Origin of the sequence: Erwinia wuhanensis (assembly GCF_030484085.1) — a bacterium.
Taxonomy (GTDB): domain Bacteria; phylum Pseudomonadota; class Gammaproteobacteria; order Enterobacterales; family Enterobacteriaceae; genus Erwinia; species Erwinia aeris.
In genome coordinates this window covers 190,752-212,441 of record NZ_JAUJUH010000009.1, presented here as the reverse complement: position 1 = coordinate 212,441, position 21,690 = coordinate 190,752, and the positions used below count along the sequence as shown (strand labels likewise).

Below are 21,690 nucleotides of genomic sequence, written 5' to 3'. Positions count from 1 at the left end.
ACATCGATAACAAGGACTGCGCTATGACCAATCCGTTGCTGACTTCTTTTACGCTTCCGCCTTTTTCCGCTATTAAGCCAGAACACGTGGTGCCAGCCGTAACGACCGCGCTGGAAGAGTGCCGTGCGGCGGTGGAAAAGGCTGTCGCCCAGGGCGCGCCTTATACCTGGGATAACCTGGTGCAGCCGCTGTCAGAAGCCGACGATCGCCTGAGCCGCCTGTTCTCGCCGGTCAGCCATCTGAACTCGGTCAAAAACAGCCCGGAGCTGCGTCAGGCCTATGAGCAAACGCTGCCGCTGCTGTCGGAATACAGCACCTGGGTGGGTCAGCATGAAGGCCTGTATCAGGCTTACCGCAACCTGAAAGAAAACAGCTTTGACGCGCTGAGCGCGCCGCAGAAAAAAGCGGTAGATAACGCGCTGCGCGATTTCGAACTGTCCGGCATCGGCCTGTCGAAAGAGAAGCAGAAGCGCTACGGTGAAATCGCCGCTCGCCTGTCCGAGCTTGGTTCGACCTACAGCAACAACGTGCTCGACGCCACAATGGGCTGGAGCAAGCTGATTACCGACGAAAGCGAGCTGGCCGGAATGCCGGAAAGCGCGCTGGCCGCGGCCAAAGCGCAGGCGGAAGCCAAAGAGCAGGAAGGCTGGCTGCTGACGCTGGATATTCCAAGCTATCTGCCGGTTATGACCTACTGCGACAACCAGGCGCTGCGCGAAGAGATGTATCGCGCCTACTCCACCCGCGCCTCCGATCAGGGGCCGAACGCCGGGAAGTGGGATAACAGCGAAGTGATGGCGGAAACGCTGGCGCTGCGTCATGAGCTGGCGCAGCTGCTGGGCTTCTCTTCCTATGCCGAAAAATCTCTTGCGACCAAAATGGCCGAGAACCCGGCGCAGGTCACCGACTTCCTGACCGATCTGGCGAAGCGCGCCCGTCCGCAGGCGGAAAAAGAGCTGGAGCAGCTGCGCGCCTTCGCGAAAAAAGAGCACGGGATCGACGAGCTGAACCCATGGGATCTGACCTACTACGGTGAAAAACAGAAGCAGCACCTGTACGCCATCAGCGACGAGCAGCTGCGTCCTTACTTCCCGGAAGAGCGCGCCGTCAACGGCCTGTTCGAAGTCGTTAAGCGTATCTACGGCATTACCGCTAAAGAGCGTAAAGATGTGGATGTTTACCACCCTGACGTGCGCTTCTTCGATTTGTTCGACGAGAGCGGCGAGCTGCGCGGCAGCTTCTATCTGGATCTTTACGCGCGTGAAAACAAACGCGGCGGCGCGTGGATGGACGATTGCGTCGGCCAGATGCGTCGTGCCGACGGCAGCCTGCAAAAACCGGTCGCCTATCTGACCTGTAACTTCAACCGCCCGCTGAACGGCAAGCCGGCGCTCTTTACCCATGATGAAGTCACCACGCTGTTCCACGAGTTTGGTCACGGCCTGCACCACATGCTGACCCGTATCGACACCCCGGGGGTTTCCGGTATCAGCGGCGTGCCGTGGGATGCGGTAGAGCTGCCAAGCCAGTTTATGGAAAACTGGTGCTGGGAGCCGGAGGCGCTGGCCTTTATTTCCGGCCACTATGAAACCGGCGAGCCGCTGCCTCAGGCGCTGCTGGACAAAATGCTGGCGGCGAAAAACTACCAGGCCGCGCTGTTTATCCTGCGCCAGCTGGAGTTCGGCCTGTTCGACTTCCGCCTGCACGCCGAGTTCGATCCGGCGAAGGGCGCGCAGATCCTGGAGATGCTGAAAGAGATTAAAAAGCTGGTGGCCGTGGTGCCAGCCCCGTCATGGGGCCGCTTCCCGCACGCCTTCAGCCATATTTTCGCTGGCGGCTACGCGGCGGGCTACTACAGCTATCTGTGGGCGGACGTGCTGGCGGCGGATGCCTATTCGCGATTTGAAGAAGAGGGCATTTTCAACCGCGAAACGGGCCAGTCTTTCCTGGACAATATCCTGACGCGCGGGGGTTCCGAAGAGCCGATGGCGCTGTTCAAACGCTTCCGTGGCCGCGAGCCGCAGCTGGACGCGATGCTGGCGCACTACGGCATTCAGGAACCTGCTGAGTGAAGATCTGCCTGATTGACGAAACGGGCGCCGGAGACGGCGCCTTATCTGTTTTGGCCGCACGCTGGCAGTTAGAGCACGACGAAGACGCGCCGATGGCGCTGGTGATGACCGACGCCCGTCTGGAGCTGCGCAAACGCGATGAGCCGAAGCTGGGCGGCATTTTTGTGGACTTTGTCGACGGCGCGATGGCGCATCGGCGTCGCTTTGGCGGCGGGCGCGGCGAAGCCGTCGCGAAAGCGGTCGGCGTCAAGGGCAGCTATCTGCCGGTGGTGACTGACGCCACGGCGGGACTGGGACGAGACGCCTTTGTCCTCGCCTCGCTGGGCTGCCGCGTGCAGATGCTGGAAAGGCATCCCGTGGTCGCTGCACTGCTGGACGACGGCCTGCAGCGCGGCTACCGCAACGCGGAAATCGGCGGCTGGTTACGGGAGCGCCTGACGCTGGTGCACGCTTCCAGCCTGGAGGCGCTGGCAGCGATCGGCGAAAAGCCGGACGTGGTTTATCTCGATCCCATGTATCCGCACCGGCAAAAAAGCGCGCTGGTGAAGAAAGAGATGCGCGTGTTTCAGACGCTGGTAGGCGCGGATGACGATGCCGACGGGCTACTGGAACCGGCGCGACGGCTGGCGAAAAAACGCGTGGTGGTCAAGCGGCCCGACTATGCGCCGCCGCTGGCAGGCGTCGCCACGCAGTCCGCCGTGGTCACCAAAAGCCACCGTTTTGATATCTATCCGCCGCTGAACACCGGGCAGTAGCAGGCAGTAAAAAGCCGCTTCCCCTGAACCAGCGGAAGCGGCTTATCGCACGATAAAGAAACCTTAATCCTCTTCTTCATCGCGCAGCGGCACAATCAGCATATCGATATGCACGGTATTAATCAGCTGGCGGGCCGAGGACATCAGCTTGCTCCAGAAATCCTGATGATGGCCGCAAACCACCAGATCCACATCGTAACGTTTGATGGCGTCCACCAGTACCTGACCCAAATCGCCGCTGCCGCTAAGGGTTTCGGAAATCGGGTAGCCAGCGCTGTTTGAAATATCAGAAAGCGCGGAGTGGGTTTCTTCAGAAATCCTTTTTTGCATATCGCCCAGGTTTACGTCGATCAGGCCGGTATAGAGATCGGAGTAATTAACGTCAACGTGGATCAGCGACACTTTGGCGTCGTAAGGGCGGGCCATAGATACCGCTTTTGCCACCAGCAGTTTACTTTCTGGTGAAAGATCCACGGCAATCAGAATGTGTTTGTAAGACATAATGCTACTCCTTCCATTCGGTGCGGCTGCATACATGCAGGCAGTCTGGCATCATAACACATTGAATTAATGCGATGTGGCAGGGTTCCCCGCGCCTGTCGCGACGCGTTTTTTATCTTTACAGTATAGCGAAAAATGTTAACAAATCCCGGTCAGCGCCTCACCTTTGCGAGCGGGATCAAAATGAATCTGCGCCTCTTTTTATCTCCAGACTCGCGCATGCTGGAAAAAATTTCCTTCCATCTCCTAAACTGAAGAAGAGAATAAAAACGCTGGACGGCAACGTTGCCGTTACCATAGCCCGGTCCTGGGGTTGGCTACACTCTGTTTAAGCATCATGACGGCGGCTGGCAGAGTATCGTCGTGGAGGGGAGCATGATTAGCACGATTGCACTTTTTTGGGCTCTTTGCGTGGTTTGTCTGGTAAATATGGCGCGTTACTTTTCTTCCCTGCGCGCGCTGTTGGTGGTGCTTCGCGGCTGCGATCCTTTGCTTTATCAGTACGTTGACGGCGCGGGCTTTTTTACCTCTCACGGCCAGCCCGGCAAACAGGTGCGGCTGGTACGCTATATCTGGATGCAGCGCTACCGCGACCATCACGACGAAGAATTTATTCGCCGCTGTGAACGGGTACGCGGCCAGTTTCTGCTGACCAGCGCGCTGTGCGGACTGGTTTTTATCAGCCTGATCGGCCTGCTTATCTGGCATTGAGGCATAAAAAAAGGCGGGGAAATTTCCCCGCCCTGAGCTTACTTCATGCTGGATTACGGCACCAGCTTCAGCGCCAGCCAGTAAAGGCTACCCGACAGCACGATGGATACCGGCAGGGTAAAGACCCAGGCCAGCAGAATGTTTTTAATCGTGCGGCCCTGCACGCCGCCGCCGTCTACCAGCATGGTGCCGGCAACGGAAGAGGAGAGCACGTGGGTCGTTGAAACAGGCATCCCGGTGTAGCTGGCCACACCGATAGAAACCGCCGCAGTCATCTGTGCGGACATCCCCTGAGCGTAGGTCATGCCTTTCTTACCGATCTTCTCGCCGATAGTGGTGGCGACGCGGCGCCAGCCCACCATGGTGCCCAGCGACAGCGCCAGGGCAACGGCGATAATGATCCAGACCGGTGCGTATTCCACGGTATTCAGCATGTCGCCTTTCAGCTTGCCGAGGAAACGCTGATCTTCAGCAGAAACGCTTTTCAGCTTGGCCGTTTTATCGGCGGTATCCGAGATACACATCAACAGGCGACGCAGCTGGCCACGCTGCTCGACGTTTAACGCGTCGTAGCTTTGCAGGTTATTCAGCAGGCTCTGGGTGCGCTCGATAGCAGACATCACGCGCGAAACATCGCAGTGAAACTCTTTCGGGCTACCCGGATTCTCTTCCGGCGTCGGCAGCGCAGGCGGCGCCATCTGCACCATCTGCGTCAGCGAATCGCCGTGCTGCCGGTAATACTGCTCCAGATGATTGACCGCATCGCGCGTGCGCGTGATGTCATAGCCGGAGGCGTTCATATTGACGACAAAGCCCGCAGGTGCCACGCCAATCAGCACCAGCATAATCAGGCCAATGCCTTTCTGACCGTCGTTAGCGCCGTGAGAGTAACTCACGCCGATAGCCGAGACGATCAGGGCGATACGGGTCCAGAACGGCGGCTTTTTCTTGCCGTCGATCTTTTCGCGTTCCGCAGGCGTCATATGAATACGGCGGCGTTTTTTATTGCCGCTCCAGCAGCGGCGCAGAATAAACACCATGCCGCCAGCCAGCACCAGGCCGACAATCGGAGAGATAACCAGCGACAGGAAAATGCCGATCATTTTTGGGATGTTCAGCGCATCAACGACCGACGTGCCGGTCAGCAGTGCGTTGGTCAGGCCAATGCCGATAATGGCCCCGATGAGGGTATGGGAGCTGGAAGCAGGCAGGCCGAAATACCAGGTGCCGAGATTCCAGATGATAGCGGCCAGCAGCATGGAAAAGACCATGGCCAGACCGTGAGCCGACCCGACGTTAAGCAGCAGATCGGTGGGTAGCAGATGAACGATGGCATAAGCAACGCTTAGCCCGCCCAGCAGTACGCCAAAGAAGTTAAATACGCCGGCCATGACCACCGCCAGTTGCGATCGCATTGCTCGGGTATAGATAACGGTAGCCACCGCGTTTGCCGTGTCGTGAAAGCCGTTAATGGCTTCGTAGAACAAAACAAAGAGCAGGGCAAGGACGAGTAACAGGCCGGTATGGTAATCAAGACCAGCAAACAGATGTAGCATAAGCGTTACGCCATTTTGGAGGACATGAACGCGGCGCATTATCAGCGAGAAACCGCGCCTGGGGAAAGTGAAATATAGACTTTTTTTGACATTAATGCGTCAGGCGGAGTAAATAGCGGCCCTGAAGCGTATGAAAATCATTCAGTTATAAACGCGGTCGCGCATGACGCTTTTGTGACGCTGGCGGGAAGCGCGCCTTGTCATTACAATCAGCGTTTTTTAAGCAGCAGGCCGGAGAGCAGTGTGGAAAAATTTGACGTTATCATTATCGGTGCGGGTGCGGCTGGCCTGTTTTGCGCCGCCCAGGCAGGGCAGCGAGGCAAGCGCGTGCTGGTGCTGGATAACGGCAAAAAAGCGGGACGCAAAATCCTGATGTCGGGCGGCGGCCGCTGTAATTTCACCAACCTTTATACCGAGCCTGCGGCCTATCTGTCGCATAATCCCCATTTTTGTAAATCTGCGCTGGCGCGTTATACGCAGTGGGATTTTATCGACCTGGTTAATCGGCACGGCATTCAGTGGCATGAAAAAACGCTGGGCCAGCTCTTTTGTGACGACTCCGCTCAGCAAATCGTGGATCTGTTGTTGAAAGAGTGTGAAACCGGCCAGGTGACGCTGCGGCTGCGCAGCGAAGTGCTGAAGGTCACGCGCGACAACGGCTATACGCTGGAGCTGAACGGCAGCGTAGTGCAGGCCGACAGGCTGGTTATCGCTTCCGGCGGGCTTTCCATGCCCGGCCTGGGCGCTTCGCCTTTCGGCTATAAAATTGCCGAACAGTTCGGCCTGAAGGTATTTCCCACGCGGGCGGGACTGGTTCCGTTTACGCTACACAAACCGCTGCTTGAGCAGCTGCAAACGCTTTCCGGCGTCGCCGTGCCTGCCGTAATGACGGCGGAAGACGGCACCGTGTTCAAAGAGGCGCTGCTGTTTACCCATCGCGGGCTTTCCGGCCCGGCGGTGCTACAGCTTTCCAGCTACTGGCAGCCTGGCGAATTCGTCACCATCAACCTCTCGCCGGAAAGCGATCTCAATGCTTTACTCAGCGAAGAGCGCGAAATCCATCCGAATCAAAGCCTGAAAAATACATTGGCTAAAGTACTGCCTCGCCGGCTGGTGGAATGCCTGCAGCTATTGGGCATGGTGCCGGAATGCACCCTGAAACAGCTGAACGGCCGACAGCAGGCAGAGCTGGCAGAAACGCTGCACGGCTGGCGCGTGCAGCCCAACGGTACGGAAGGTTACCGCACTGCCGAAGTGACGCTGGGCGGCGTCGATACCGACGCGCTCTCGTCAAAAACGATGGAGGCGCGGGACGTGCCGGGCCTCTATTTTATTGGGGAAGTGGTGGATGTTACCGGCTGGCTTGGCGGCTACAATTTCCAGTGGGCCTGGAGTTCCGCTTGGGCATGCGCGCAGGCGTTGTAAATGACCTCCCGGCCAGTCTCTGTTACTCAGGCCGGGCGGCTGTTGCCACAAGCAGCGCAGCCTGATTAACGGACATAGTCGGCCAGAGGGATAGCGGCGCGCGGCTGGCAGCCCCTTTATTCGGCTTAATATCACGCTTACCGCCTGGAAAAAGGGTGATAAATTTTAAAAAATGTAAAACAGCAGGACTGGCTATTTCCCTTTTTACTTTCCTGCTGTCTTCTTTTAAATAACAACACTGTGTTATCAGGTAATGTAATTTTTTCGGGAAAGGCATGCCTTAAACAGGCCTGGTCTGCGATACCATAAATAAAATAACGTTGCCGCTCACGCGGCTATATTAAGTCCGTCATTAAGATGCTTACTGGAGTTTTCACTCCATAACAAGCATGCCTTTTTAGGTTAATTTCCATTGTTTCCTGTTGCAGTATTGAGTAACACTTCTGATTATATAAAATATTTTTTAAAAAAAAGCCTTCTTGCTGTTAATAGGATCAACTAATATAACCCCATGGATGACCGGATCTGCTGGCATTATGGCGCAGGAAGCATTGCTATATTTCCATTTTTACTGTCAGCCTTTTTATATAAACCCTCTCCGGCAGACAGCGCCCTCCCTCAGATACGGTAGATGTATTTATAGTTATTATGGATATTAACGAAAGGAAGCATTATGGCTATGATATTAAGGCCTTTTATCCACGGTATTATGCTGTCTTTACCGCTTTACGCTGCGGCGGCTTCGCCGTGGGTCGTCACCGATGGATCCACGCTACAGGTCACTGCCGGTTATTCCTCTGTTGAAAAAGGCGATGTTCCCCTGGTGGTGTCGGGCGCGGGCAGCCAGCTTACTACCGACAGCGGCCTGACTTTTACTACTTCGCACGCCGGGACGAGAGGGGCCAGGGTAACCGAACAGGGCAGCCTGAATCTGAATGGCGTGACGTTATCAACCAGCGAAGAAAACTCCACGGCGATCTATGCTGATTCTGGCACGCTGACCATCACCGACAGCACGATCGCTACACTGGGCAGTCAAAGCCGCGGGATCCGGGCCAAAAACAGTGATGTTACTATTATTAATTCTACGCTTACGACTAACACAATTGACGGCGCTATCGAAGTATCGGGCGGGGTGCTGAAAGCTGATGGACTAACTATTACTAGTCCTGTTGCCGGCATTGAAGTCTATGCACATGAAGGCGTGTATGGCAACGCCACGCTAAATAATATCCATTTCACGCTGACCGGTGACAAAGCCATTCAGGCTATTTTTGCGCGCAGAGGCCATGTTACCGGCACCAATATCACTATCGATACCGCTTCTGAATACTTTTCGGCTATTGAGATCGGCAACGGTACAAACAGCACGTTGATCTTAAACGACAGCACTATCAATGCGGCCTATGTCGGCATCCGTACATTGGGCGGTCATGCAACCCTAAATAACGTTGATATCACGACAACAGTGAATGATAACAATCATGCGCATAACGCCCTTGAAATAAGCGGGCAGGGCGATAGCGCTACCATTAACGGCGGCACGTTTCAAACCTCTAAGGTCAAGTCCCACGGCATTTATATGCCGCTCAGCAGCACTATACTGGACGCCACCGGCGTTAATATCCTCACCCACGGCGGCAGTTCCCATGGGATTATGGCGGGTGGCAAAGTTAATCTGACTGACGCTACGCTACTTACCTCAGGTAGTGGGAGCTACGGTCTTTATGCCACGGTAAGCTATTCCTATGCAGGAAACGTCACGGGCGACGGGATAACGGTTAATACCTCTGGCGAACAGGGCTACGGCGTGAGGGCTGCCCAGGGAGCCATAATAGACCTTAACAACAGCAACATAACGACAAGTAACGCCCAGGCGTATGGCGCAGTCGCCTCTGACGCTGGCGTATTGACGCTGACTAATAGCGCTATCACTACGGCCGGCGAGTTTTCAGTTGGCACCTATCTTACCCGCTCCGGCAAATTAACGTTGCACGACACGCAGATAAATACTTCTGGCGACAGTGCTTATGGCATCCTGGCTATGACAAACAGCACCGCAACGCTGGTCAATCCAGCCATTACCACCAGCGGTAAAGAGGCGCATGGCGTTGCCGCTACCGCCAGCAGCGTGGTTACTATCACCGGCGGCGAGATTGTCACTACCGGCGAAGGCGCCGGGGGCATCTATGCCGGAAGTGCGGCAACCGTTACCGCCGCTAACGTCGCCGTTACCGCTTCCGGGAACAACGCGTTTGGTTTAATTGCCAACCTTGGCAATATAGAAATGACCGACAGCACCATCGCCAATACGGGAACGGCTACAGCATCAAAAGGACCGCAGGCGGCCGGGCTGTACGCGAACATCTATTCCGATACCCTGAGCAGCGCAGTCACGCTGAATAACACAACGCTGCGTAGCGAAGCGGGAAGCGGCGTGCTGGTTAAAGGCTCCGCGCTGGATCTGACGCTCAGCAACGGTAGCCTTGTTTATGGCGGCAACGGTACGGCGCTCAGCGCTGGCGCAAACGTTAATGACAAAGGCGAGGTTTTTCTTTCGACGGTGAACGTGACGGCGAACGGCGCCTCGCAGCTGCTGGGCGATGTTATCGTCAGCGACGACAGCCTCGTTAACCTGACGCTGAACGACGGCTCCACGCTGAGCGGGGCGACGCAAAACGTTAATCAGCTAATCCTCAACAGCGCCAGCAGCTGGCTGGTAACGGCCGATTCCAACCTGAACACGCTGACGATGGACGGCGGCTCGGTGGTGTTCAACAACGCTTCGGGCTTCAGCTCGCTCGCCGTGAAAGGCGATCTGGCCGGCTCCGGTTCGTTTGCGTTTAATACCCAATTGGGCGGCGACGATTCACCCAGCGACAGGCTGCTGGTAAACGGCAACGCTTCGGGCAGCTATGATGTCAGCGTCAACAACAAAGGCGGCACGGGCGCGCTGACCCACAGCGGTATTCTGCTGGTGCGCGTGGAAGGCGATGCTGATGCCGCGACCTTTAATCAGAAAAACGCCGTGGTGGCCGGTAATTATCAGTACTTCCTGAATAAAATCGGTGACAAGGACTGGTACCTGCAATCTTCGCTGACGCCCGTTCCGCCACCGGATGACGCCACAGAGATCGATGAGGATCCCATTATTCCTGATGTGCCGGATACGGATGAGGTTGTTGAGCCGGATACGGATAAGAGCGACGAAACAGGTAATGACGCGGCGGCGCCAGAGCCGGAAGTTATTGCTTACCGCCCGGAAACAGCAGGTTACCTTATCGCGCCTTATCTGAATTCGACCTACGGATTTGACACCATCGGCACCTGGCACGAACGCCTGGGCGCTTACCAGGGCGGCACGGCCTGGGCGCGAGTCTCAGGCCGTCACGACAGGTATGCAGCCGGACGCTTTGCTTTCAACGTGAATACCACTTTCGTCCAGCTGGGCGGCGATGTCGTCACGCGTCAGTTTGCCGACGGCTGGCATCTGACGGCTGGCCCGATGATGACGCTTGGCCATCAGCGCAGTAACAACAAAGACACCGCGCGCAGCCTGAGGTCGGAACTCTCCGTTGACGTGGGTAAAGTGACCACCAACGCTTACGGCATCGGCGGCTATCTGACGGCATGGAACGACAGCGGCGCTTATCTGGATAACGTTGTGCAGCTTACGCGCTACAGCAACGAGTTCTCCAGCCTGACCCGCGCCAAAATGGACAGCTACGGCGTCGTCGCCTCGGTGGAAACCGGTATCCCGCTGACTTTAGGCGACCGGTTCAGGCTGGAACCCCAGCTACAGGCGATGGGCCAGTACATGAACATCAGCCAGACCTATTCCAGCGGCGTTAAGCTGAAGGATCAGAACCTGATGGTCGCCCGGCTGCGCGAAGGTCTGCGGTTCTATTACGATAATCCCGTGCTGAAGCCTTACCTACAGGCAGACGTGGTGCAGTTTCTGGGCCACACGCCGGGCGTTGATATGAATAACGAAACGATGCGGCCGGACGTACGTCGTGGCTACTGGCAGGCGGGCGCCGGTGTCAGCAGCCAGCTCAATCCGCACTTCAGCGTGCATGCTCAGGTAAAATATGCCCACAGCTTTGGGCCGGGTACGGAAGGCTATACCGGCAACATGGGGATACGTTACAAGTTCTGACCGCTTCAGCGGTTGCTGAAAGGGCCTGCGGGCCCTTTTTTGTTGCGCCAGACGGCTTTTTGAAATTGCTAACGGTAATGAAAATTATTATCATCCGCAGCAATTATAACTCTACCTGCGCGTTTATTGATGAAAACACCTTTCGCTCTTCCTTTTGCCGTTGGGCATTTTACCGGGAAAATTCCCCTGCTGTTACCTGGCTTACTGTTCAGCACGGCCGCGCTGGCAGCGGGCACCGCAAAAGATCCGACGCTGACCGTGACCGCCGACGGCACCGGCGAGCCAGGCAGCTACAGCCAGGATACCGCGAGCGCGGCCAGCAAAATGCCGCTGCCGCGAAATGAAACGCCGCAGTCCGTCAGCGTGGTTACGCCGCAGGTGATAGAAGATTACCAGGTGAAAAGCGTGAACGACGCCATGAAGTTCGTCAGCGGCGTCAGCCAGGGCAACACGCTGGGCGCTATTGAGGACGGTTTCGTCAAGCGCGGCTTCGGCAGCAACTCTGACGGCTCGATCTTTATCGACGGCGTACGCAGCAACCAGGGGCTGTCGATGGACAGCACCATCGATCATGTGGAAGTGCTGAAAGGCTCGGCCTCGCTACTGTACGGCATTCAGAATCCTGGCGGCATTATCAACTTGGTCAGCAAAAAGCCGCAGTATGAATGGCACACGCATCTTGCCGGCGAAACCACCAGCGTCGGCGGCGGCGCGGGCAGCGTGGACATCACCGGGCCGCTGGGCGACGGCTTTGCCTTTCGCCTGATTGCCGAGCGCCAGCGCGAGGATTACTGGCGTAATTTTGGCGCTAATGAACATACGCTGCTGTCGCCATCGCTGAGCTGGTATGGCGAAAAAGCCGCTTTCAACATCAGCTATACCGAATATAAGTTTGATATTCCGGTCGATCGCGGCACCGCGTTTATCAATAAAAAACCGGTAAATATCCCCTATAACCAGCGTCTGGACGACAGTGCCAACCACGCCTGGGGGAAAAACAAGCGCCTGAATATCAGCTACGCCTACAGCCTGGATGAAACCTGGGAAACCCATCTCAACTACGCCTGGATGCAGCGTCGCTACGACAGTAACGAAGTCCGCGCTACGGCGGTCAACGCCGCCACCGGCATTGTCTCTCGCCGCGCGGACGCGAACCGCGGCTTCAATCACCAGACCACTTATCTTGCCTGGGACATAGGCGGCAGCCCGCAGATTTGGGGCATGCAGCACGATATTATGCTGGGCGTTGACTACGAGCAGAATGAAACCTACAAGGCCTGGTCCTATCGCGGCAAGGTGTCAAAAACCTTCAACATGTACGATCCGATCTATGGCGAAGAGCCGCCGATCAACGCCAGCACGGTGGCCGATGCGCAGAGCAATCTGCGCACCAACCTTTACAGCCGTTCGCTGTTTGCCAAAGACAGTATCCATCTGACCGATAAATGGATAGCGGTAGCGGGCGCCCGCTATCAGCGCTACACCCAAACCGCCAGCAGCGGCTGGGCCGATCCGCAGAGCACGCTCAACGATCGCGGCGATGCTTTTCTGCCGCAGGCGGGGCTGGTGTATAAGGCGCGGCCCGATCTTTCACTCTACGGCAGCTACAGCAAATCGTTTACCCCTTCAACGCAAACCGATGACGACGGCAACGTCGCCTCGACGGAAAAAGGCACGACTTATGAAGTGGGCGCAAAGTGGCAAATGTTGCCCGCTGTGTCCGCCACGCTGGCGCTGTATCGCATTGACGAGAAGGATATGTCGGTGTTAATCAACGGCAGTACGCGCAACATTCCTGAGGCGCGCTCTACCGGCGCGGAGGTGGAGATCAACGGTGAGCTGGCGCCGGACTGGAACCTGATAGCCACCTATAGCCACGATAAAACGGAAATCGTTGAGGATGACGTTAATCCGGCTAACGAGGGCAATCGGCTGGTCAACGCACCAACCAACAGCGGCAGTCTCTACCTGACGCACGCCATACGTTTCTCCTGGCTACCGGGCGAGGTGCGCGTCGGCGGCGGCGGGCGCTACGTCGGTTCCCGCGCGGGCGACCCGGAAAACAGCTTCACGATGCCGGACTATACGGTGGCGGACGCTTTCGCCGCCTGGGACAGCAAGCTGGTGGGCAAACATACTCAGCTGAAGATCAACGTCAACAACCTGTTTGATAAAGCGTATTACGGATCCAGCGGCGGCAACCTGCGTGTTAGCGAAGGCGCCCCGCGTGAAATCGTGGTTTCCGCGTCCGTTGATTTCTGATCGTAATGGGAAACCTCATGAAAAAATGGCCTATCCTGCTGCTGCTGTTAGCCTGCAACGCGCCGCAGGCAAAAATGCTTACCGATATTTTGCAGCGCAAGGTCACGGTGCCGGACAATCCGCAGCGCATCGTACTGGGCGAAGGACGGCTGCTCTATACGCTGGCGCTGGTGGAACAGGGCAACCCGCTGCGGCGCGTGGCGGGCTGGCCTGGCGATCTGCCGCATTACGATCGGCAGACCTGGGCACGCTACAGTGCCGCTTTCCCCGCCATCAAAAAAATTCCCCTGATTGGCGGTGCTAATCCGGGCCAGCTCAGCGTGGAAAAAATCATCGCGCTGCGGCCGGATTTGGTGATCCTGCCGCTTTACGCCAAAAAGCCTGCGGCGCAGGACAGCACGCTGATGCAGCTGGACGCGGCGGCCATTCCGGTTATCTACGTCGATACGCGGGTAGATCCGCTGAAAAATACCGTACCGAGCCTGAAAATTTTGGGTGAGGCGCTGGGTGACCAGCAGAAAGCGCAGCGCTTTATCGCCTTCTATCAACGGCATATGGCGCTAATTCATGACCGGCTGCGTCAGGCGGCTCCAGTCAGGCCGCGCGTGATGCTGCAACTGCATATAGGGCGGCGGGAGGTGTGCTGTACCACGGTGGGACACGGCAATCTGGCCGATCTGCTGGCGTATGCGGGCGGCGACAATATTGCGGCCGGTCAGTTTAGCAGCGTATTTGGTCAGCTAAGCGCGGAGGCGGTGCTGGCTGCCCGTCCCGATTTCTTTCTGGCAACCGGCCTGGGCGATGCGCAGCAGCCGCATCGGCTACAGCTTGGCCCGCAGGTCGCGCCGGCCACGGCAAAGCAAAGTTTTTCGCAGGCGCTGGCGAGCGAGCGGGTTATCGCCCAGCTGGCGGCCATTCGTCAGGGCCGAACCTTAGCCGTGTGGCACAATTTTTATCTGAGCCCGTGGCATCTGCTGGCGGTCGAGGTTATTGCTAAAACGCTGCATCCGCAGCTGTTCCACGATCTGGAACCGGCCGACACGCTGCGTGAAATGAACGAGGAATTTTTGCCGCTGCCGGAAACCGGCACCTACTGGACAAGCGGCGAAAAAAGCGGAAGGTGAAAGAAAAAGCCCGCGGCTGCGGGCTTTTAAACTGACTTGCTAATGCAAACCTGTAGGCTTACTCGTTAATGCGGGGATGCTGGTTAATCAGATGCTTACGCTTCTCTTCCAGCTCGGCGATCTGCTCGCTAATATCTTCGATCTTGCTCTCGATATTGTCGTGATGCTCCTGCAGCAGCTCTCTTGCCTCGGCAATATCAGAGGCGGCAGGCGTTGCACCACGCAGCGGCATATTGGCCGTTTCCTTCATCATGATACCGGTAATCAGACCCACAACCGCTACCACCATCAGATAGTAGGCTGGCATATACAGGTTGGCGGTGTACTCCACCAGCCACGCCGCCAGCGTTGGCGTCAGGCCCGCTACCAGAATAGATATATTGAAGGCGCTGGCCAGCGCGCTGTAGCGAATATGGGTAGGGAACATCGCCGGCAGCGACGAAGCCATTACGCCCGTAAAGCAGTTCAGGATCACCGCCAACAGCAACAGACCGGCGAAAATCAGGCCCATCACGTTACTGTTAATCAGCATAAAGCACGGGATCGCCAGCAGCAGCAGCGCAATACTGCCGATAATCACAAACGGGCGACGGCCGAACTTATCGCTCATCAGGCCCATAACCGGCTGCACGAACAGCATACCAATCATAATCGCGATAATAATCATTACGCCGTGATCTTCGGAGTAGTGAAGGTTATGCGACAGGTAGCTGGGCATATAGGTCAGCAGCATGTAGTAGGTGACGTTGGTAGACAGCACCAGACCGATACAGGCCAGCAGGCTTTTCCAGTGTTTGGTAGCGATGTCCTTAAACGACACTTTCGGGCCGTCGGCCAGACCTTCGCGATCGCCCTGTTCCAGTTTCTCAACGTGCTGCTGGAACGCAGGCGTTTCTTCCAGCGCGTTACGCAGATAGATGCCGATCAGGCCCAGCGGCAGCGCCACGAAGAACGGAATACGCCAGCCCCAGTCAAGGAAATTCGCTTCGCCGACCACGGTAGAAATCAGCACCACCAGGCCTGCGCCTGTCACAAAGCCGACGATAGAACCGAAGTCCAGCCAGCTGCCCATAAAGCCGCGCTTGCGGTCAGGCGAGTATTCGGCCACAAAAATAGAGGCACCGGTATATTCGCCGCCTACCGAGAAGCCCTGCGCCATTTTACACAGCAGCAGCAGGATGGGCGCCCAGATGCCGATAGAGGCATGAGAAGGTATCAGGCCGATACAGAAAGTACTGACCGACATAATGACAATGGTAATGGAAAGGATTTTCTGACGACCATACTTATCGCCCAGCGCGCCAAAGAACAGGCCGCCAAGCGGGCGGATCAGGAAAGGAACGGAGAAGGTCGCCAGCGCGGCAATCATCTGCACGCCAGGGTCGGCGCCGGGGAAAAATACCTGGCCCAGCGCATAGGCGACAAAGCCGTATACCCCAAAGTCAAACCACTCCATAGCGTTACCGAGCGACGCTGCGGTAATGGCTTTGCGTAACCTGGCATCATCAATGATCGTTACGTCTTTTAAGCCAATCGGCTTAACACGCTTCCTACGTAGCTTCATATAAAGCACCCTGTAATTGACTGTTTCCCGGAAAAATCTTCCGCTCCGCTCGCGCCGTCGCAGCGGGAAAGCAGAGCGAATAGCGTACGGGCTTTCGCCCTGTCGACGGAGATAAGTAGCAAATTTGTTCGTTCGTTAACAAATATCCGTCTGCTTTCAGTATATCGTTTCTGCGCTGTGTAACATAATTTCTACCTGAAATTAGATTGTGTAACCAGCGGTTAACGGACGCAACCGCGCCCTCGACGCAGCCGAAAACGCCAGAAAAATTCACGGCGAAGGCCAGCCAGGTGAGGGGGAATAAGAAGACATTGCCCACTTTTTTATAATGAGATTAAGTCAGGCTACCTGCCAATATTAGTATTGCGCCTGCTGGCTCGATCGGTAATACTGCCGTTCGCAGTCTTGCGGGGGGGTAATGAATAATAAAAAACACGTTCATTTTAAAAACTATTGGCTGGAAAGCACAGAAGCTAATTTAAAATTCTTCCGGCCTCAGCAAACTTTTCTCCTTAATAACGGTAGGGTTTATTCACAAAAACAGATAAAGCCTGAGAGTGGAGAAATTACAGACAAAACAGGGTCTGAAGAACGCGCTTTGCTAATGGCTAAGTGGCCAGGCTTGATGCGAATGAAATTTATTCAATGTATTGATAACATTAGGTTTATATTAAAGTATCGCTTCCTGAAATATCAGCGAAAAAGCTATTGGGATATATATCAGGAGCACCAGCAGGTTTCGTCGCAAATTATCACAATGCTGGACAGGATTAATGAACGGACGAAAGCCCGGTACGAAGAGGCAGGGATAACCCATAGCGAACAAAAAACGTTCCCCGAGGACGACGCCGTCAGGATTGCATTGCGGGCGGCGCTAAAGCTACGTAAATGAAATTGAAAATCGTTACGCTTTTTCGCCGTCGGCGTTAATTCAGCCTGTACCCGACTATTTAAACCAGCGGGCGTTGACCTTCCTGCTGCATCCAGGACATAAATAGCCGGTTGTCCATTGGGCGGGCGTAATAATATCCCTGAATAAATACTACTCCGCGCGCCTGCAGATAATGAAGCTGAGTGGCGTTTTCTACGCCCTCCGCCACAATCTTCAGCCCCAGCTTGTGGCTTAGCGTGATGATGGCGTCCAGCACCGGCGCTTCGCCCGTGGTTGATTCGATGGCATTGACGAAGCCGCGGTCGATTTTCAGGTAATCCAGCGGGAAGGTTTGCAGATAAGAGAGCGAGCAGTGGCCGGTGCCAAAGTCATCAATGGCGATATGGATACCTTCATTACGCAGCAGCTGGAGCTTTTGCACGACGTCTTCTCCGTCGGAAAGCAGGCTGCGCTCGGTCAGTTCCAGCGTGATATCCGGTCGATGTATCGCCATGCCACGAGCAAAATAGCGGATATCCTCGACAAAATCGTCGTGCTGGACGTGCGCGGCGGCCACGTTAAGCGCCAGACGGAAATCCGGCGGCAGACTCCACTGTTTGGCATCCTCCAGCACCAGCTCCATCAGATGGCGGGTCAAAGGTATGATCATCTCTTCCGCTTCCGCCGCGGTGATAAACATATCTGGCCTTACCCAGTGGCCGTCGGGCCGCTGCCAGCGCATCAGCACTTCAGCGCCGCTGGCTTTACCTGTAACCATATGATAAACAGGCTGATAATTAACGGAGAATTCGCGATGCAGTATGGCTTTCCGCAGCTGGTCGCGGGGAGAAAGCTTACGTTTCAGCCAGTTGTTGGTCACGGTCATCAACAGCAGCGACAGGATCAGCGCCATCGGCACGAAGGTAAACAGACCCTGACGCCAGGTAAAGGCAATATCGCTGGCGGGCGAGGTCACCTCGACGCCGATAGGGTAGCGGCTGGAACGTTCGCTGAGCGTCACGGGCTGGAGCAGTCCCGACGGCTGATTGCCGTTTGCGCCGCTGCGCAAGGCGAAGCCGCCACCGAACTGTAGCCGGATACTGTTATGCTGGCTTTTGCCGACCGCGCTCATCACATCCAGCAAATACTGGCCGTCAACGATCACAAAAGCGCCGGAATGCGCGGGCGTATCGTGCATAAAAATCACGGCGGGCCTGTCTCTCACCGCCCAGGTTTGGCTTAACGAAAGCATCCACTTCGCTTTTCGATCCGTCGGCGGCTGACGCTGAATAACGGTAGCGATATCGTTATGTATCCCGCCGAATGCGGAAGAGCAGGTTATGCGACCCTCACGCATAACGCCTATTGAGCGAAAATAGGGGGACAGCGCCGCATACTTTCTCAGCTCGTCATTGATCTCTTCGCAGGGTCTTTTCGGAAACGCCTGAAGTTCGTCAAGGGTATCCCAGGCCCGGTCGCCGATTGCTTCGGCATGCGCCAGCAGCATACCCGCCGTCGCCGCCTGCTGGCGCTTAACGATCTGTCTGGCGTCGATAAAAGTAAAGATCAGACAAAGGAGCAGCGGCACTATGCCAGCGACCGCCAGCAGCACGCCTCTTTTTTCACTGCTTCTTTTCGGCCGATCCATTCATTGTCCTCTGTTAGCGGCATCCCTGCGCCGCCTGAAAAGGTAAAGGTAGCATGGCGCGGAAAAAAAAATCAGGTGCGCCGTCGCTTAGCTAATTTTATGCAATTTATTCTCAGATTGATCGTTTCCGCCATACGTTTCTTCTGTGTCAGGATGCCCTGACCCGGCTTCGGGCTTCCATCACGCTGTATTCAGGAGGATTTTATGAGTGGCGCACTGCATTCCGCCGAATCGCTTCGCGCGCGAATTACCAACGCGGAGTGGCAGGCTCGCGTCAAACTGGCCCAGTGTTACCAGCTGGCCGCGCGGCTGCGCTGGACCGATCATATCTACACCCACTTTTCGCTGCGGGTGCCGGGCGACAAGCCGCATTTCCTGATCAACGCTTACGGACAAACCTTCGACGAAATTGCGCCGGAAACGCTGGTGAAAGTCGATCTGGACGGCGAAATCATTGACGATCCTGTCGGCTCAGGCATCAACCCGGCTGGCTACGTTATCCACAGCGCTATTCACCGCGCCCGCCCGCATACGCACGCCGTTCTGCATACCCATACGGCGGCGGGCATTGGCGTGGCGGCGCAGAAAAACGGTCTGCTGATGATTTCGCAGCACAGTATGCGTTTTTACCGCAGGCTGGCCTATCACGATTACGAAGGCATCGCGCTGGATCTGGATGAACAGCAGCGTATCGTCGCCGATCTGGGCGATCTGAACGCGCTGATCCTGCGTAATCATGGCCTGCTGACCTGCGGTGAAAATCTGGAAGAGGCCTTCTACAACCTTTATTACCTGGAAAGAGCGTGCGTGGCGCAGTTGGCGGCCCAGTCTGGCGGCGCAGAGCTGAGCATTGTGCCCGACAGCGTGGCCGAAAAAGCCGCGCGGGTTTTTGATAACGGCATAAAAAATAAAAAGTATCTGCTGCACTGGGATGCCTATATTCGTCAGCTGGCGCGTAACGCGCTTTAAGGAAAAAAGATGAAAGCGGGAAAAAGCGCGCTGGCGCTGCTGCTGGGCATAAGCCTGATAGCCAGTGCGGCAAAAGCGGAAAAAGTGACGCTGGTACTGGGCGACCAGGCGCGGAATCTACGGTCGCTGGTGGAGGCTTCCGGCGTAATGAAAGACGCGCCTTATGACTACCGCTGGGCCAACTTTCAGGGCGCCGCGCCGATGTTTGAAGCCCAGCGGGCTGGCGCAGTGGATACCTCTTACGCAGGCGACCTGCCGGTGCTGATGGCGGCCTCGGGCGGCGTCGATCTGAAAATTATCGCCACCAACGTGGGCGACAGCGCGAGCAATGGACTGATCGTACCCGCTGATTCACCGCTGCACAGCGTCAGGGATCTGGCCGGAAAAACGGTGGTGGTCTCCTCCGCACGCGGCAGCATCTCGCAGCATTTGCTCTATGAAGCGCTGGAAGAGGCCGGAGTGCCGCAAACGGCGGTTTCCGTACGCTTTGTTCTGCCGACCGACGCCAGCGCCGCCTTTAATTCCGGCCAAATTGCCGCCTGGGCCACTTTCGATCCCTATCTTGGCATTGCTGAACAGCACGGCGCGCGGCTGCTGCGCGACAGCAAAGGGCTGACCACCTCGCTCTCGTTTGTCACCGCTACCGGCAGCTCGCTAAAAGATCCGCAAAAGCGGTTGGCTATCGCCGATTTCGCGCGCCGACTGGTGCAGGCTCGCGCCTGGGGGATAGCGCATCCGGTTGAGTATAATAAGGTTTATTCGTCGCTGACTCGTCTGCCGCCGGAAGTGTCGAAAGGCATTACCGGCCGTATTTCTCATGGCATACGGCCGGTTACGGCAGAGGATATCGCTAAAGTTCAGCAGGTTGCCGATCTCTTCTCCTCGCTGGCTATCTTGCCCAACAAGGTTGAGGTGCGGGCAATAACCGATACCAGCGTCTTTGACGCGCGCTGACGACTATTTTTGCAGTTTGGGTTTTGCCGTCCTCGGCGGTCTGCCGTTGCCTAGCAGGATCGCCAGTTTGCTGCCGCCCGGCGTGGTTTCCATCAGGATTTTACACACGCTGGTGAGCGGTACGGAGAGCAGCATTCCTACCGGCCCCAGCAGCCAGCCCCAGAAAATCAGCGACAGGAACACAACCAGGCTGGAAAGCCCCAGTCCTTTTCCCATCACGCGCGGCTCCAGCATATTGCCAAACACCATATGGATCGCGCTGAAAAGCGCTGCGACCAATGCCGCTTCATACACGCCGTTTAGCAGCAGCGCCTGTAGCGTGGGCGGAATACCGGCAATAATAGGGCCGATATTGGGAATATAGTTTAAAACGAACGCCACTACGCCCCACATTAGCGCGAACTGCACATCCAGCAGCATCAGCACCAGCCAGACGGAAAACCCGGTAATCAGGCTAATCAGCGTTTTCAGCGCCAGGTAATGGGTAACGCCTTTCAGCGCTTTATGCAGCCCGGCGATGCGAATTTTAGGATTGATCAGCGCGAAACGCAGCTTGTAGGGCAGGTGATGCACTTCAAACAGCATAAACACCACTGTCATAATCAGCAGCACCAGGTTGGTCAGCGCGCCGGAAAACTGGCTGAGGATCAGCGTCGCCATGCCCATAATGGCGTTGGGATCGAGCCGCGCCGCCAGGCTGTTGGTAGAAAGATTAATATGAAAAGGCGCGGCAATATGTTGAAGCTGCGCCAGCCTTTGCGTCATTTGCTGCTGAAGCTGCGGATAAACGGTAGAGAACTCATCCGCCGAACCGGCAATCATCGCCACCAGCAGCCCGAATGCAACCAGCACCGCCGCGATCACCAGGCTGATAGCCATACCGCGCCGGACGCCGCGCCGCATCAGGATGGTAACCAGCGGGTTTAAAATAATGGCCAGAAACAGGGCCAGTAAAAAGGGAACCAGGATAGCCGATGCCGCCTTGATGCCGGCTAAAACCACGACCAGCGTCGCCATTTTTAGCAGCATATTCTGCCCCATCTTCTCCTGCTGTGGTGCGTTCATTCCTTCTCCTTCAGGCTTTTTGTGATTAAGTGTAGCGACTGTTTTCCGGCAGGC

At 56.2% G+C, this 21,690-nt stretch carries 16 protein-coding genes; 10 read left to right on the top strand and 6 right to left on the bottom strand.

The window, feature by feature from the left end; translation table 11 throughout:
- Positions 1-23 precede the first annotated feature (23 nt).
- Positions 24-2,072: an oligopeptidase A gene (prlC, locus tag QZH36_RS19840; RefSeq protein ID WP_301253344.1), complete on the top strand. Its 2,049-nt coding sequence runs from the start codon at positions 24-26 to the stop codon at positions 2,070-2,072.
- Complete coding sequence (gene rsmJ / locus QZH36_RS19835; RefSeq protein WP_253457348.1) at positions 2,069-2,827, top strand: 16S rRNA (guanine(1516)-N(2))-methyltransferase RsmJ; 759 nt, start codon at positions 2,069-2,071, stop codon at positions 2,825-2,827. Before prlC ends, rsmJ begins: the two co-directional genes overlap by 4 nt.
- A gap of 63 nt (positions 2,828-2,890) precedes the next feature.
- Here the strand turns inward: rsmJ and uspA are convergent, their stop codons facing one another.
- On the bottom strand, positions 2,891-3,328 hold the full coding sequence (gene uspA, locus QZH36_RS19830) for a universal stress protein UspA (RefSeq protein WP_125289982.1): 438 nt from the start codon (positions 3,326-3,328) through the stop codon (positions 2,891-2,893).
- 375 nt (positions 3,329-3,703) lie between these two features.
- Here uspA and uspB point away from each other — a divergent pair, with 375 nt between their 5' ends.
- Positions 3,704-4,039, top strand: a complete 336-nt coding sequence (uspB, locus tag QZH36_RS19825; protein WP_125289981.1) for a universal stress protein UspB — start codon at positions 3,704-3,706, stop codon at positions 4,037-4,039.
- Between the two features lie 53 nt (positions 4,040-4,092).
- On the opposite strand, the gene pitA is transcribed toward uspB, so the two are convergent.
- Entirely contained in the window at positions 4,093-5,595 is a 1,503-nt protein-coding gene (pitA, locus tag QZH36_RS19820; RefSeq protein WP_301730950.1) for an inorganic phosphate transporter PitA, read from the bottom strand.
- Between the two features lie 243 nt (positions 5,596-5,838).
- On the opposite strand from pitA, the gene QZH36_RS19815 reads away from it, so the two are divergent.
- Complete coding sequence (locus QZH36_RS19815; protein WP_253457354.1) at positions 5,839-7,020, top strand: BaiN/RdsA family NAD(P)/FAD-dependent oxidoreductase; 1,182 nt, start codon at positions 5,839-5,841, stop codon at positions 7,018-7,020.
- Positions 7,021-7,042: 22 nt separating this feature from the next.
- Here QZH36_RS19815 and QZH36_RS19810 read toward each other — a convergent pair whose 3' ends face one another.
- Entirely contained in the window at positions 7,043-7,297 is a 255-nt protein-coding gene (locus QZH36_RS19810; protein WP_301730949.1) for a hypothetical protein, read from the bottom strand.
- Between the two features lie 396 nt (positions 7,298-7,693).
- Between QZH36_RS19810 and QZH36_RS19805 the strand changes: the two genes are divergently transcribed.
- The 3 genes from QZH36_RS19805 (at position 7,694) to QZH36_RS19795 (ending at position 14,565) form a co-directional block, all read left to right on the top strand.
- Complete coding sequence (locus QZH36_RS19805) at positions 7,694-11,179, top strand: autotransporter outer membrane beta-barrel domain-containing protein (protein WP_301730948.1); 3,486 nt, start codon at positions 7,694-7,696, stop codon at positions 11,177-11,179.
- A gap of 129 nt (positions 11,180-11,308) precedes the next feature.
- Entirely contained in the window at positions 11,309-13,441 is a 2,133-nt protein-coding gene (locus QZH36_RS19800) for a TonB-dependent siderophore receptor (RefSeq protein ID WP_301730947.1), read from the top strand.
- Between the two features lie 17 nt (positions 13,442-13,458).
- A complete protein-coding gene (locus QZH36_RS19795) occupies positions 13,459-14,565 on the top strand; it encodes an ABC transporter substrate-binding protein (RefSeq protein WP_301730946.1) in 1,107 nt (368 codons plus the stop codon).
- A 58-nt stretch (positions 14,566-14,623) separates the two neighbouring features.
- On the opposite strand, the gene proP is transcribed toward QZH36_RS19795, so the two are convergent.
- A complete protein-coding gene (gene proP / locus QZH36_RS19790; RefSeq protein WP_253457366.1) occupies positions 14,624-16,129 on the bottom strand; it encodes a glycine betaine/L-proline transporter ProP in 1,506 nt (501 codons plus the stop codon).
- A 418-nt stretch (positions 16,130-16,547) separates the two neighbouring features.
- Here proP and QZH36_RS19785 point away from each other — a divergent pair, with 418 nt between their 5' ends.
- Complete coding sequence (locus QZH36_RS19785) at positions 16,548-17,021, top strand: hypothetical protein (RefSeq protein ID WP_301730945.1); 474 nt, start codon at positions 16,548-16,550, stop codon at positions 17,019-17,021.
- A gap of 58 nt (positions 17,022-17,079) precedes the next feature.
- On the opposite strand, the gene QZH36_RS19780 is transcribed toward QZH36_RS19785, so the two are convergent.
- Complete coding sequence (locus tag QZH36_RS19780; protein WP_301253339.1) at positions 17,080-18,648, bottom strand: EAL domain-containing protein; 1,569 nt, start codon at positions 18,646-18,648, stop codon at positions 17,080-17,082.
- A 204-nt stretch (positions 18,649-18,852) separates the two neighbouring features.
- Between QZH36_RS19780 and QZH36_RS19775 the strand changes: the two genes are divergently transcribed.
- Together QZH36_RS19775 and QZH36_RS19770 are read left to right on the top strand one after the other, a co-directional pair.
- The gene (locus QZH36_RS19775) at positions 18,853-19,617 is read left to right on the top strand and encodes a class II aldolase/adducin family protein (protein ID WP_301730944.1); all 765 of its coding nucleotides are present in this window, start codon (positions 18,853-18,855) and stop codon (positions 19,615-19,617) included.
- A gap of 9 nt (positions 19,618-19,626) precedes the next feature.
- On the top strand, positions 19,627-20,571 hold the full coding sequence (locus QZH36_RS19770) for an ABC transporter substrate-binding protein (RefSeq protein WP_301730943.1): 945 nt from the start codon (positions 19,627-19,629) through the stop codon (positions 20,569-20,571).
- A 3-nt stretch (positions 20,572-20,574) separates the two neighbouring features.
- Here QZH36_RS19770 and QZH36_RS19765 read toward each other — a convergent pair whose 3' ends face one another.
- Entirely contained in the window at positions 20,575-21,636 is a 1,062-nt protein-coding gene (locus tag QZH36_RS19765) for an AI-2E family transporter (RefSeq protein WP_253457379.1), read from the bottom strand.
- Positions 21,637-21,690 lie beyond the last annotated feature (54 nt).